The organism is Methylorubrum pseudosasae (assembly GCF_029504475.1).
GTDB lineage: Bacteria > Pseudomonadota > Alphaproteobacteria > Rhizobiales > Beijerinckiaceae > Methylobacterium > Methylobacterium extorquens.
Genome location: NZ_JAQGDU010000002.1, coordinates 932,922 through 946,093 on the forward strand (window position 1 = coordinate 932,922; position 13,172 = coordinate 946,093).

11 protein-coding genes and 1 riboswitch are annotated in these 13,172 nt (G+C 69.7%); of the genes, 8 read left to right on the forward strand and 3 right to left on the reverse strand.

The features are described from left to right. The first annotated feature begins 62 nt into the window (after positions 1-62). Together dnaG and rpoD are read left to right on the forward strand one after the other, a co-directional pair. Positions 63-1,988, forward strand: coding sequence for a DNA primase (gene dnaG / locus M2437_RS05245; RefSeq protein ID WP_253389576.1), 1,926 nt, complete (start codon positions 63-65; stop codon positions 1,986-1,988). 201 nt (positions 1,989-2,189) lie between these two features. Beyond that, the gene (gene rpoD / locus M2437_RS05250; protein WP_003604502.1) at positions 2,190-4,190 is read left to right on the forward strand and encodes an RNA polymerase sigma factor RpoD; all 2,001 of its coding nucleotides are present in this window, start codon (positions 2,190-2,192) and stop codon (positions 4,188-4,190) included. 44 nt (positions 4,191-4,234) lie between these two features. Here the strand turns inward: rpoD and M2437_RS05255 are convergent, their stop codons facing one another. From M2437_RS05255 to M2437_RS05265, 3 genes are all read right to left on the reverse strand, one after another. Then, a complete protein-coding gene (locus M2437_RS05255) occupies positions 4,235-5,578 on the reverse strand; it encodes an MFS transporter (RefSeq protein ID WP_253389577.1) in 1,344 nt (447 codons plus the stop codon). Positions 5,579-5,586: 8 nt separating this feature from the next. Further along, complete coding sequence (locus tag M2437_RS05260) at positions 5,587-6,396, reverse strand: helix-turn-helix domain-containing protein (RefSeq protein ID WP_499006512.1); 810 nt, start codon at positions 6,394-6,396, stop codon at positions 5,587-5,589. 487 nt (positions 6,397-6,883) lie between these two features. Further along, entirely contained in the window at positions 6,884-7,252 is a 369-nt protein-coding gene (locus tag M2437_RS05265) for a hypothetical protein (protein WP_015821046.1), read from the reverse strand. A gap of 296 nt (positions 7,253-7,548) precedes the next feature. Between M2437_RS05265 and M2437_RS05270 the strand changes: the two genes are divergently transcribed. From M2437_RS05270 to M2437_RS05295, 6 genes are all read left to right on the forward strand, one after another. After that, a complete protein-coding gene (locus M2437_RS05270) occupies positions 7,549-8,823 on the forward strand; it encodes an adenylate/guanylate cyclase domain-containing protein (RefSeq protein ID WP_003604495.1) in 1,275 nt (424 codons plus the stop codon). 123 nt (positions 8,824-8,946) lie between these two features. Next, positions 8,947-9,069, forward strand: a riboswitch (TPP riboswitch). 78 nt (positions 9,070-9,147) lie between these two features. Continuing rightward, positions 9,148-10,383 (forward strand): glycine oxidase ThiO, encoded by a 1,236-nt coding sequence (thiO, locus tag M2437_RS05275; RefSeq protein ID WP_253389579.1) that lies wholly within the window; start codon positions 9,148-9,150, stop codon positions 10,381-10,383. After that, a complete protein-coding gene (gene thiS, locus M2437_RS05280) occupies positions 10,380-10,592 on the forward strand; it encodes a sulfur carrier protein ThiS (protein ID WP_012605683.1) in 213 nt (70 codons plus the stop codon). Before thiO ends, thiS begins: the two co-directional genes overlap by 4 nt. A gap of 2 nt (positions 10,593-10,594) precedes the next feature. Then, positions 10,595-11,416, forward strand: a complete 822-nt coding sequence (locus M2437_RS05285; RefSeq protein WP_253389580.1) for a thiazole synthase — start codon at positions 10,595-10,597, stop codon at positions 11,414-11,416. 6 nt (positions 11,417-11,422) lie between these two features. Further along, positions 11,423-12,040: a thiamine phosphate synthase gene (locus M2437_RS05290; RefSeq protein WP_253389581.1), complete on the forward strand. Its 618-nt coding sequence runs from the start codon at positions 11,423-11,425 to the stop codon at positions 12,038-12,040. A 284-nt stretch (positions 12,041-12,324) separates the two neighbouring features. Then, on the forward strand, positions 12,325-13,119 hold the full coding sequence (locus M2437_RS05295) for an inositol monophosphatase family protein (RefSeq protein WP_003604530.1): 795 nt from the start codon (positions 12,325-12,327) through the stop codon (positions 13,117-13,119). The last annotated feature ends 53 nt before the right edge of the window (positions 13,120-13,172 follow it).

Genomic DNA, 13,172 nt, shown 5'->3' on the forward strand with positions numbered 1-13,172 from the left:
TAGACTGCCTGCCGCAAGGCCGGTTTTCAACGTCCACGCGATCCGCTTCCAGCAGAGTCCCCGTGCGCTACCCGCCCCACATTCTCGAAGAGATCCGCGCCCGCGTGCCCACCTCCGAGGTGGTCGGCCGGCGCGTGCGGCTGAAAAAGGCCGGCCGCGAGTGGCGCGGCCTGTCGCCGTTCAATTCGGAGAAGACGCCCTCGTTCTACGTGAACGACCAGAAGCAGTTCTACCACTGCTTCTCCTCCGGCAAGCACGGCGACATCTTCAAGTTCGTCATGGAAACGGAAGGCCTGAGCTTCCCTGAGGCGGTCGAGCGGCTGGCCGGCGAGGCCGGCGTCACCCTGCCGAAGATGACGGTCGAGAACGAGCAGGCCGAGGAGCGGCGCAAGGGCGCGCTCGAAGTCATGGAACTGGCCGCCGTCTATTTCGAGGAGCAGTTGCGCGGGCAGGCGGGCGGGGAGGCGCGGGCCTATCTCGACCGGCGGGCCCTGGGCGAGGCGACGCGCAAGACGTTCCGGCTCGGCTATTCCCTGCCCGGTCGCTACGCCCTGCGCGATTTCCTCGCGAGCAAAGGGGTCGATCGCGACCTGATGCTGGAACTCGGGCTGCTCGCGGCGCCCGAGGGTGTGAACGTCCCCTACGACAAGTTCCGCGACCGGATCATGTTTCCGATCCTCGACATCCGCGGCCGGGTCGTCGCTTTCGGCGGCCGTGCGATGCAGGCCGAGGCCAAGGCGAAGTACATGAACTCGCCGGAGACGCCGCTCTTTCACAAGGGGCGGATGCTCTACAACCTCCACGCTGCCCGCAAGGCCGCGCACGATCGGAGCCGGATCGTCGCGGTGGAGGGCTATGTCGACGTCATCGCCATGACGCTGGCCGGATACCCCGAGACCGTGGCGCCGCTCGGCACTGCGCTGACCGAGGATCAGCTCGCCCTGCTCTGGCGCCACGCCGACGAGCCGATCCTGTGCTTCGACGGCGACGGGGCGGGTCAGCGCGCCGCCTTCCGCGCGCTCGACGTGGCCCTGCCGATGCTGGAGCCCGGCAAATCCCTGCGCATCGCGATGCTGCCCCAGGGTCAGGATCCGGACGACCTGATGCGCTCCGGCGGTCCCTCGGCGATCGAGGCGGTGCTCTCGGCCGCGCGACCGCTGGTCGAGATGCTGTGGGCGCGCGAGGCCGAGGCGGCGACCCTCGAGACCCCGGAGCGCCGCGCTGGGCTCGCACGGACCCTGCGGGAGGCGGTGGCCGGCATTCGCGACGAGACCGTGCGCCGCTTCTACCGAGACGACATCGAGGGGCGCCTGCGGGGATTGTCCGGCGGGCCTGCCTCATTTTCCGGCGGACGCTCCGAGCGCGCAGCCGGTGGACGTGCGGCCAGCCCGCGCGGCGCCCCGTTCCAGCGCCGGCCCCGCCCCGGCGATCCGCCGCCATCGCCCCGCATCACCACCGGCTTCAACCCGCTCCTGAAGACGGCCGCCCCCGTGCCGGCGGCGGGCGGGCGGGCGGCTAAGCGCGAGGCGATGATCGTCATGAGCCTGCTCGCGCATCCGGAACTGCTCGGAATCGAGGAGGAGGCTCTCGCGGCCCTCGAATTGGTCAACCCGGATGCCCGCGCGCTGCGCACCCTCCTGCTTGACCGTGCGGCGGAGGCCGGCACCCCGGAGGCCGAATTGATGGAGGCGCGGCTGCGTCGCGCGGGGCTCGAAGAGGCCCATGCCCGGCTGCTCGCCCTAGTCAGTTCCGGCGACCGCTGGACGCTCGATCCGAACGCCGATCCGCAGCGCCTCGAACAGACTCTGCATCAGGCCGTGATCTTGCACCGGCAGACGGGCGCGCTACATAGCGAACTTCACCAAGCTGAGAGAGCTCTTGCCGAGGACGGATCCGAGGCCAATTTCGCGTGGCTGTGTGACGTGCAGCAGCAATTGGCAGTGATCGCTGCGGCCGAGGCGGAAGCGGAGGTCTCTCATGAGGAGTGAATTCGCGCCGGCGTGACCCTAGGGTGACGGCGGCGGGGGGCCGACTTGGTTAACGGTCGGTCAACGCACGGCAAGTTAGAGCGGATGCAACGAGAATCGGCGCGGGCACTCGACAAGCGCGCCATTCCACGACATTGCGACGGGTCTTTCGCGGAGCGCGGGCTCAGCCTGCGGCGCCGCCACGAGAACAATAGGCTGAGCATGGCAACGAAGGCAACCGAGCGGGACGATGCGGACGCCGCCCAGGATCAACCGACGGACGGCCCGCTCCTTGACCTGACGGATGCCGCCGTCAAGCGGATGGTCAAGCTCGCGAAGAAGCGCGGCTACGTCACCTACGAAGAGATCAACGAGGTCCTCCCGGACGGTCAGGTCGACGGCGACCAGATCGAGGACGTGCTCGCGCAGCTCGACGACATGGGCATCCGCGTGGTCGAGGCTGAGGAATCCGAGGAGGCTGCCCCCGAGGCCAAGGCCAACGGCGAAGCCTCCGAGGAGGAGGAGAGCACGGAGGGCGGAGAGGTCGCCGAGACCTCCGGCACCCGCGCCGTCGCGGTGGCGACGCCCACCACGCGCGAGCCGACCGACCGCACGGACGATCCCGTGCGCATGTACCTGCGCGAGATGGGCTCGGTGGAGCTGCTCTCGCGTGAGGGCGAAATCGCGATCGCCAAGCGCATCGAGGCCGGCCGCGAGGCGATGATCGCAGGTCTCTGCGAGAGCCCGCTGACCTTCCAGGCCATCATCATCTGGCGCGACGAACTCGTCGACGGCAAGGTGCTTCTGCGCGACATCATCGATCTCGAAGCCACCTATGCCGGCCCCGATGCCCGCGGCGCGCCGCAGGAGGCGGAAGCCGAGGGTGAGGAGTCGGAGGAGGCCGAAGGCGCCGTCCCGCCGGAAGGCGCCGACGACGAAGACGACATGGAGAACAACGTGTCGCTTGCGGCCATGGAGGCCGAGATCAAGCCGCGGGTTCTCGAAACCTTCGACAACATCGCCTCGAACTACCGCAAGCTGCGCAAGCTCCAGAACGAGGAGACGGAGCTGAAGACGGGCGGCGGCACCGTCACCTCCGCGCAGACCAAGAAGCAGGCCGAGCTGAAGGACATCGTCGTCACCGACGTGAAGTCGCTCTCGCTCAACGCCAACCGCATCGAGGCCCTGGTCGAGCAGCTCTACGACATCAACAAGCGCCTCATCTCGCATGAGGGCCGCCTGATGCGCGCCGCCGAGCACCACGGCGTCGCCCGCGACGAGTTCCTGCGCCACTACCAGGGCTACGAGCTCGACCCGAACTGGATGGACCGCGTCGCCACGCTGGGCGGCAAGGGCTGGAAGAACTTCGTCGAGCGCGGCGGCCGGCAGGTCGCGGACCTGCGCGAGCAGATCCTGACGCTCGCCTCCGAGACCGGCCTGCAGATCGGCGAGTACCGCAAGATTGTCGCGATGGTACAGAAGGGCGAGCGCGAGGCCCGCCAGGCGAAGAAGGAGATGATCGAGGCCAACCTGCGCCTCGTGATCTCGATCGCCAAGAAGTACACCAACCGCGGCCTGCAGTTCCTGGACCTGATCCAGGAGGGCAATATCGGCCTGATGAAGGCGGTCGATAAGTTCGAGTACCGCCGCGGCTACAAGTTCTCGACCTACGCCACGTGGTGGATCCGGCAGGCGATCACCCGCTCGATCGCCGACCAGGCGCGCACGATCCGCATTCCGGTGCACATGATCGAGACGATCAACAAGATCGTCCGCACGTCTCGCCAGATGCTGCACGAGATCGGCCGCGAGCCGACTCCGGAGGAGCTGGCCGAAAAATTGGCCATGCCGCTGGAGAAGGTGCGCAAGGTCCTGAAGATCGCCAAGGAGCCGATCTCCCTCGAAACGCCGATCGGCGACGAGGAGGATTCGCATCTCGGCGACTTCATCGAGGACAAGAACGTCGTCCTGCCGATCGACGCCGCGATCCAGTCGAACCTGCGCGAGACCACGACCCGTGTGCTCGCCTCGCTGACGCCGCGCGAGGAGCGCGTGCTGCGCATGCGCTTCGGTATCGGCATGAACACCGACCACACCCTCGAAGAGGTGGGTCAGCAGTTCTCGGTGACCCGCGAGCGCATCCGCCAGATCGAGGCGAAGGCGCTGCGCAAGCTCAAGCATCCGAGCCGGTCGCGGAAGCTTCGAAGCTTCCTCGACAACTGATCCGGACCTCGAACCGGCCGCCCTTCGGGGCGGCCGTTTTCGTTTCAGGCTCGGCGTCGACGCGCCGGGCGCCACGCGCGGCGAGCGAGCAGGGCGGCCAGGGTCCCGACGGCGCCGACGGGCGCGTAGACGGCGAGGAGCGCGAGCCCGAGGCCGGCCTCCCCGAACAGGTGGTCGCTGAGGAGGCCGACCAGGAGCGGCCCGAGACCGAACCCCGCCAGATTGACCGTTGCGAGGAACAGGGCGTTGACCCGGCCGCGCAGCCGCTGCGGGGTCAGAATCTGGATGCCGGCCAATCCGGGGGGACCGGTAAAGCCGAGCAGCGCGACGAGTCCGGCGAACCCGAGAAGCGAGAGGGACAGGTCGGGGCTCAAACTCGCGAACGCCGTCATCGGCACGGCCAGGATCAGCCCCAGTGCCAGAAGCAGCGGCGCGGCATCCGCGCGCCCGGCGCCGCGCAGCCGGTCCAGCACCAGCCCGCCCGCGAAATGGCCGAACGGTGCCGCGATCAGCACGAGGAGGCCGAGGCGCAGGCCGCTCTCCGCCGGGGTGAGGCCGAAGGAGCGGACATAGAAGGTCGGCGCCCAGGCGGTGAGGGTCTGCGTCATGAGGACCGCGGCCGTCGCGGCGGCGACGTGCGGCAGGTACGCCGTCCGCCGCCGCCCGATCCAGGCCAGGGCGCTGCGAAGCGACACTCCGGGCAGCCCGCGCGACGCCTGTGCCGAAGCGGCGGCCCGCCGGTTCGACCGGATGCGCAGCACGAGGATCACGAGGACAAGGTTCGGCAGCGCCGCGAGGACGAGCAGGGCCTGCCAAGGGGCGAGCGGCTTGAGGCCGGGAAGGGTGAGCCCGCCCCGCGTCGTCAGCCATGCCAGCACGGCCCCGCCCGCAAGCAGCGCGAAGCTGCGGCCGAGCGTGGCTCCGGCGGTGAGCGCCGAGATGCCCCGGCCGAGGCGATCCCGGCGCAGATGCCGGGTCATCAACGAGAGGGCGGCCGGGCCGAACCCCGCCTGCCCCACGCCGAGCGCGACGCGCGCCGCGAGAAGCGCCCCGAACCCGCTCGCGACGCCGCTGGCGAAGGTCGCCGCACTCCATAACGAGAGCCCCGCCAGGAGAAGGCCGCGCTGGCGACCGCGATCGGCCACGATGCCGAGCAGCGGAAGGGTGAGCGCGTAGGGGAGGGCGAAGGCCGAACCTTGGAGCAGGCCGAGTTGGGTATCGCTCAGGGCCAAAGCCTTCTTGAGCGGGGTGGCGACCAGCGTCAGGAGAAACCGGTCGCTAAAGGCCGCGAACTGGATCATCGCCAGCAAGGCGACGAGCGGCCAGCCCGCGAGGCCGGCGCGGGCGATGGCGGTGCCCGGCTGCGGGTGCGCGGAAGGGGATGACATTCGTGGGTTCAGGCGAGGGCGCGCGACCAGGCGGACATCAGGTTGGCGGCACTTTCGCCGGGCAGAGGCTGACCGAGGGTGCCCGCGCGCGGGTGACGCATCTCGGCGCGATAGCGACCCGGCGGCAGGCCGAACGTGCCGCGGAAGGCACGGCTGCAATGACTCTCGCTGGCAAAGCCGTGATCGAAGGTGAGGGTGGTGATCGAGCGGACCTCGACCGGATTGCGGAGCGCCGCGCTCAATCGTTCGAGGCGACGGGTCAGGATGTGGTAGGCGACGCCGCCCGTCGGCTCGAACAGGCGATAGAGCGCGCTGCGCGACAACCCCGCCCCCCTTGCCACCATCGACACGTCGAGTGAGGGGTCGTTCAGCCGCGCTTCGATGAACGCCTCCGCGCGCCGCCGCCGCAGATCGGCGATGAGGGCGCTCGAAGCCTCGTCGTCGGGCCTGACCTGTCCGAGCGCGCTGGCCAACAACTCGGTCAGCGCACGGGCGGTGCTCTCCGCCGTGCTCGGCTCGGTGGCGGCGGCCCGCCGCGCGAGAGATCCCATCAGGTCGCCGAGCAGGCCCGACACCGCCTCCGGCAAGATGTGCCCGTGATAGCGGCTCGCCTCGGGCGCCGCCGCCTCGACCAGTTTCCGGCTCAGGCTCACGGTGACGGTCGATGCCGTCTCGATCCGCGAGCGCTGCGGGCGGCTCATGTCGAACAGGATGACGTCGCCGGGTGCGAGGCGGCGTTCCGCGTCGATGGAGCCGCCGTAATAGGTGCCGCTGCGCAGGTACTGGATCACGAAGTGATCGAAGTCGTCGCGGCGCACGCGGGCCCCGTCACGCCAATGCCGGACGCCGCTCAAAGTCCGCTCGAAGACGTTGATCGGGCCGAACCGATGCGCCTCTACGCGAGCACGGAACGGCCCATCGGTCGCCGCGACGTCGGTCCCGACCGAGTAGAGCGCATGGTACCCCTCGAAGCCGTCCGCCTCGGATGTGAAGGTGAAGGAATTGGTTCGACACGGGCCAGGGAGCGCGTAAGACTCTGAAAGCGTGAGCCCCAGCTGTTATCGGTACCGCTTCAAACAATCGCAAGCGCGATATTATGCAGAAAAGACCACGCTCGCGATCTGTTGAGAGGCATCCATCGATTGGGAGCCAGAGCGCTTTCCGACGAAGTGGTTAGCGGTTCGGCGCGAGAAAGCGCGTTGAAACGAAGTCCGAGAGACGCCGACCTGATGCAAACGGGTCGGAGACGGCTCCACGGACGTGTTCTCCGGCCGTTGTCACTCTGCAAGGCCCCTCGGGTCGGGCCTACTCGACGACGAAGCGCGTCTCGCCGGCGTTGCGGTTCCAGAACAAAGTCACCTTGCTGACATTGCACAGGTTCACACCGCGAAACTCGGACTCGTCGCCGTCGTTGTAGACGACTTTAATGTCCCACTTGCAGGCGTTCGAGCCGCCGTTGAACGTGATGTCGGCCGTGTCGCCGTTGGCGATCGCGTCCTTGCCCATCACGTCCTGGCCCCAGTGCGACTGGTTAACGGGCCCGACATAGACCTCGTCGATCTGGTAGCCGGTGCGGTTGACGAGCGTGAAATCCTGCTTGCCCTGAGCCAGGGCGAGGTTCGGTGCAAGCGCCGCGGTGGCCAGGAGGGTGAGGCTGAAAGCGGTTCTCAACATGTCGGGTGGTCCTGGCGCCGATCGATCGGCGGGTCCGGCAGGCGTCCTCCTGCCACGCTTCCGCCTTAGCGCAGGGGCGTGCGCTTCGCATTGCCGGCTTGCTTCGATCGCTTGATCCAGCGTCCCAATTGCGGCCATGCTGGCCGCCATGCCCGGAATCCCGCGTCACGATGCGGCCAAGCTCGTTCGTTAAAGCCGGAGCGTGCCGGGCGTTCGTCGTCCACCATGGGCTCAAAGCGCCGGCCGTGTCCCGCGCGAAGCCTTGCTTTGAGCACCCGAGAACCCACCTTCCAGCGATGCGCGACGCCGACGCCCCGAAACCAACACCGACGGCGCTCGCCGACGGATCGGAAGCCGAGGACGTCCCGTTCGGGGCTCTGCAACGCTGCGTTGGCATCCGCGACTGGCTGCTCGGGGAAGGCGCCCGGTTGCCCAGGGCCGACGACCTGCTCGCGGGGCTCGCCGAGCGCCTCAACGCGATCGGCGTTCCGATCGACCGGGCCTCCACGGCCATCGACACGCTTCATTCCGAGTATTCGGGCGTCGGCCGGGTCTGGACCCGCGGCGCCGGCTCGACGGTGCGCCTGTTCCCTCACGGCGAGGTTTCCGCGAAGGCCTATCAGGTGAGCCCGTTCTCCACCGTGCACGAAACCGGCGAGTGGCTGAGCCTCGACCTCGCGGAGACCGCCGAGGATGCCTACGCGATCATCCCCGAGCTGAAGGCCGACGGCTACACGCACTACCTCGTCGCGCCCCTGATCTTCACCAACGGCAACAAGAACGGCATCACCTTCGCCACCCGCGCGAAAGACGGTTTTCGCGATGAGGACATCGCGATCCTGCGCTTCGTCATGCCCGCGCTCGCCGCGGTGATGGAGATGCGCATCCTCAACAAGCAGCTCGATACGGTGCTACGCATCTATGTCGGCGACGAGCCGCATCGCGCGATCCTTTCGGGCGACATCCGGCGCGGGCAGGTGCGTCGCATCCGCTCGGCGATCCTGTTCGCGGATATGCGCGACTACACGCGCCTGTCCGCCAACCGGACGCCGGAGGGCGCGGTCGATCTCCTGAACGCGTTCTTCGACTGCCTCGTGCCGCCGATCGAGCGGGAGGGCGGCGAGGTGCTGAAATATCTCGGCGACGGGCTTCTCGCGATCTTCCGCGAGTCGGGCGACGATCTCGGCGGCGCGGCCAAGAGTGCGCTCACGGCGGCGGAGGCGGCGTTGGCGGCCCTGGCCGAGGCGAACGCGGTCGGGCGCTTCGGCCAGGGCGAGCGGGTGGTCGATGCCGGCATCGCCCTGCATCACGGGGAGGCGGCCTACGGCAATGTCGGCTCCGGCACCCGGCTCGACTTCACCGTGATCGGCCGCGACGTGAACCTCGCGAGCCGGCTGGCGCGGCTCAACCGCACGCTTCAGGAGCCGCTCCTGATGTCGAAGCCGTTCGTGGACTTCCTGTGGGGTGACCCCGATCCGCTGGGAAGCCATGTCCTCGACGGGTTCGACGAGCCGATGGCGGTGTACCGCCCGGGCCGGAGGCGGGCCGCGGAGGCCGCCGCAGCGGAATGAATCGTCCGCGAACGCGGCCCCTGCGTTCGGGCGACTCCGCCATCCGGTTTACAGCGTAGACGGATTTGCCTGCTTCCCGGCTCCGGGAGGGATTGACCGCGCGCCGGCCGGGGCCCACATCCGATCTGTTCCAGGGAGATCCCCGACAAGGGGCTGAGAAACCGCTATCGCCGTCGCTGGCAGCGCGGAAATCCTTCGAACCTGATCCGGCTCATACCGGCGTAGGGATTGGACCTGATGGGGCGCTCGTTCGAGCGGACCCGCTTCTATCGAAGCACATGGTGCCAGTTCCTGCGGGCAGACCCGTGGAAGGCACGTTTTTCGATGTCAGACCTGCTGACCTCCCCGATCGGCCAGCGCCGCAGCCTCGCGATACGGCCGCGCGCGGCGGAGTTGCCGCAGCGTGCCGACGTCGCCGTGGTCGGCGCGGGGCTGATCGGCCTGTCGATCGCGTGGCGGCTGGCGCAGGCCGGCCGCTCGGTGGCCGTGGTGGAGCGCGGGAGCGTCGGAAGCGGTGCGAGCCTCGCCGCGACCGGCATGCTGGCGCCGGCCGCCGAGCACGAGCCGGGCTCCGATCTGCTGTTGCCGCTGGCGCTCGAATCCCTGCGCCGCTGGCCGGCTTTTCGCGACGCGCTCCAGGCCGCCTCGGGCCGCGAGATCGATTACCGCACCGACGGCACCCTCGTGATCGCCATCGGCCGCGACGAGGTGGAGCGCCTGCGCTTCCGCCACGACCTGCAGCGCCGCTCGGGCGTCGCCGCCGAATGGCTGTCCGGCCCGGAGGTGCGCGCGCGTGAGCCGCTGCTGCGCCCCAACGTCACCGCCGGCATCCTCTGCCCCCTCGACGCCCAGGTCGATCCGCGGCTCGTGATGGAAGCGCTGCTGCGCGCCTGCGAGGCGGCTGGCGTCGTCATCAGCGAGGGCGTCGCGGTCGAGGGGCTGGAGCGCCGGGGCGGGCGCGTCACCGGCCTGCACGCCGCTGGCCGCACGCTCGCCGCCGACACGGTGATCCTGGCCGCCGGCGCCTGGAGCGGCGATGCGAGCCTGCTTCCCAGCGACTTGGACGTGCCCGACTTGTCCGTGCCGGTCCGGCCGCTGAAGGGACAGTCGCTAGCCCTGCGCACGACCAAGCGCACCGGCACCCTCTCCCGCATGGTCTGGACCGACGCGGTGCATATGGCGCCGAAGGGCGACGGGCACCTCATCGTCGGCGCCACGGTGGAGGATTGCGGCTTCACCAGCGGTGTCACCGCGGGCGGCATGTTCGCCTTGCTGGAGGGCGCGCGGCGGGTTCTGCCCGGTATCGAAGAAATGGAGATCGACGCGGTCTGGAGCGGCTTCCGCCCGACCTCGGACGACGACGCACCGATCATCGAGGAGGCCGCACCGGGCCTCGTCCTCGCCACCGGCCATCACCGCAACGGCTACCTGCTCGCCCCCGCGACCGCAGACGCCGTGGCGACGCTCCTCACCGAGGGCGCGCTGCCGGACTTCGCCTGCGGCTTCGGACGGGCGCGCTTCTCGTCATCGCATCAAACCGGGGGGAGGGCCGTGGCATGAGGCTGACCGTCAACGGAGAGACCTGCGAGCGCGAGGCGACCGACCTCGCCGCCCTGTTCGCGACGGAGGCCGAGGAGCGGGGCATCGAGAGTGCCCAGGGCATCGCCATCGCCGTCAACGGCCGCGTCGTGCGCAAAAGCGCCTGGGCCGAAACGTCACTCAACGAGGGCGACCGCATCGAGATCGTCCGCGCCATGCAGGGAGGCTGACCATGAACCATCACGACACCACCCTCGCCCAGGCCAACGCCGCCGGGGACGCCCCTGGAGACGACGCGCTGGAGATCGCCGGCATCCGGCTCGCCTCGCGGCTGTTCATCGGCACGGCGGGCTATCCGAGCCAGGAGATCATGGCGCAATCGGTGCGCGCCTCGGGCGCGGAGGTCGTCACCGCCTCGATCCGCCGGGTCTCGCTCCAGGGGCACGGCTCGGACACCTTCCAGAAGCTCAAGGGCGCCCGCTTCCTGCCCAACACCGCCGGCTGTGAAACGGCCCGCGACGCGATCATGACCGCCGAACTCGCCCGCGAGGCGCTCGGGACGTCCTGGATCAAGGTCGAGGTGATCGGCGACCGCGAGACGCTCTATCCCGATGTCACCGAGTTGCTCGAAGCCTGCCGCCACCTCGTCGATGACGGCTTCACGGTGCTGCCCTACTGCAACGACGACCCCGTGATCTGCGAGCGGCTGGCCGATCTCGGCTGCGCCGCGGTGATGCCGATGGGCTCGCTGATCGGCTCCGGCATGGGCATCGCCAATCCGGCCAATATCGAGCTGATCTGCCGCCGGGCTAAGGTGCCGGTGATCGTCGATGCCGGTATCGGCACCGCCTCGGACGCGGTGATCGCGATGGAGCTGGGCGCCGCGGCCTGCCTCGTCAACACCGCCGTGGCGAAAGCCGACGACCCGGTGCGGATGGCCGGCGCCATGCGCCACGCCGTCGAGGCGGGCCGGCTCGCCCATCTGGCCGGGCGCATCCCGCGCCGCGGCCGGGCCGAGCCGTCGAGCCCGCAACTCGGCCTCGTCGGTTCGTGAGGGCGGGTGACGCTGCCGCCGCTCCTCATCGTCACCGACCGCCACGGGGCGGCGCGGCCGCTGACTGAGACCGTCGGCGCGGCGGTGGCGGGCGGCGCGCGCTTCGTCTGGCTGCGCGACCGCGATCTCGACCGCGACGCGCGACGTGATTTGGTCCGCGACCTGATCGCCCTCCTGCAGCCGGTCGGCGGACGGCTCGTCGTCGGCGGCGACGCGGATCTTGCGGCCGAAACCGGGGCGCAGGGCGTGCACCTTCCGGGCTCTGCCGGGATCGACGGCATCCGCGCGGCGCGGACGGCGCTCGGCGCCGCGGCGCTGATCGGATTCTCCGCTCATTCCGTTGCCGAGGTCGCGGCGGCCGCGGCGGCCGGCGCCGATTACGCCACCCTCAGCCCGATCTTCCCGACCGCGAGCAAGCCCGGCTACGGTCCCGTCCTCGGTCTCGCCGCCTTGCGCGCCGCAGCAGCCCACGGCGTTCCGGTCTTCGCGCTCGGCGGGATCGACGGGGGCAACGCCCGCGCCTGCCGCGAGGCTGGGGCGGCGGGTGTCGCCGTGATGGGCGGTGTGATGCGCGGGTCCGATCCGCGCGACGCCACCGCCCGGTTCGTCGCAGCGCTCACTTAAGGGCACCGATGCCCGCTTGGCAGACGGCTGTGTCTGGATCGCCGGAGTAGCCGATGACGCCGATGATCCGGCCCTCGACCACCAACGGGAATCTGGAAGGCGCGGCCGCCAACTCTGCGCGACGGTTTCACGCTCTCTGCCTGCCCCTCTGGGTCCAGCGCTGGACTCTGCCGGATATCGCCCCTGCGCCGATCACCCCTGGCGCTGCGGCGTAAGGCGTATAGAAGCCCTGACAGATTTGTTTTCCAACGAAGGCGCCCGGCCAGGGCTGCGAGCCGAACCGCATGATCAACTCTCCCCTCATGACCGTCATGGTCGATGCCGTGCGCAAGGCCGCCCGTGGTCTCAAGCGCGACTTCGGCGAGATCGAGAACCTCCAGGTGTCCCGCAAGGGCCCCGGCAACTTCGTCTCGGCCGCCGACCGGAAGGCGGAGGAGGTCCTGCGCGACGCGCTGATGAAGGCGCGGCCCGGCTACGGCCTCATCATGGAGGAGAGCGGGACCATCGAGGGCACCGACCGGAGCCACACCTGGCACGTCGATCCCCTCGACGGGACGACGAACTTCCTGCACGGCATCCCGCATTTCGCGATCTCGGTCGGGCTCGAGCGCGACGGCCAGATCGTCGCCGGCGTCATCTACGATCCGGCCAAGGACGAGCTGTTCATCGCCGAGCGCGGCAAGGGCGCCTTCCTCAACAACCGCCGCCTGCGCGTCTCCGGCCGACAGGATTTCGCCGACGCGCTGGTCGCCTACGGCACGCCCTATCTCGGCCGCGGCAGCCATGGCCGGCTGCTCAAGGAGGTCGCTGCAGTGATGGCGGTCTCCGGCGGCACCCGCCGCCTCGGCTCGGCGGCGCTCGACCTCGCCTACGTCGCCTGCGGCCGGACCGACTTGTACTGGGAGCGCGACCTCCAGACCTGGGACATCGCGGCCGGCATCATTCTCGTGCGCGAGGCTGGCGGCTTCGTGTCCAGCGCAGATGGCGGCGCCGAGCCGCTCGCGGCCCGCTCCGTGGCCTGCGGTAATGAGGTGCTGCACCGTGAGCTGATCGGCCTGCTGCGCAAGGCCGCCGCGTAACGGGCGGGGCTCCCTCGCGCCCCTCGCTCCTCGCCACCGTTCCCATCGAACGT

What these genes read in the sequence shown, in the direction of transcription:
- M2437_RS05255 (WP_253389577.1), bottom strand. Translation starts at nt 5,578, where the DNA reads ATGTCATCCCCTTCCGCGCACCCGCAGCCGGGCACCGCCATCGCCCGC.
- M2437_RS05265 (WP_015821046.1), bottom strand. Translation starts at nt 7,252, where the DNA reads ATGTTGAGAACCGCTTTCAGCCTCACCCTCCTGGCCACCGCGGCGCTT.
- rpoD (WP_003604502.1), top strand. Translation starts at nt 2,190, where the DNA reads ATGGCAACGAAGGCAACCGAGCGGGACGATGCGGACGCCGCCCAGGAT.
- thiS (WP_012605683.1), top strand. Translation starts at nt 10,380, where the DNA reads ATGAGGCTGACCGTCAACGGAGAGACCTGCGAGCGCGAGGCGACCGAC.
- thiO (WP_253389579.1), top strand. Translation starts at nt 9,148, where the DNA reads ATGTCAGACCTGCTGACCTCCCCGATCGGCCAGCGCCGCAGCCTCGCG.
- M2437_RS05295 (WP_003604530.1), top strand. Translation starts at nt 12,325, where the DNA reads ATGATCAACTCTCCCCTCATGACCGTCATGGTCGATGCCGTGCGCAAG.
- M2437_RS05285 (WP_253389580.1), top strand. Translation starts at nt 10,595, where the DNA reads ATGAACCATCACGACACCACCCTCGCCCAGGCCAACGCCGCCGGGGAC.
- M2437_RS05270 (WP_003604495.1), top strand. Translation starts at nt 7,549, where the DNA reads ATGCGCGACGCCGACGCCCCGAAACCAACACCGACGGCGCTCGCCGAC.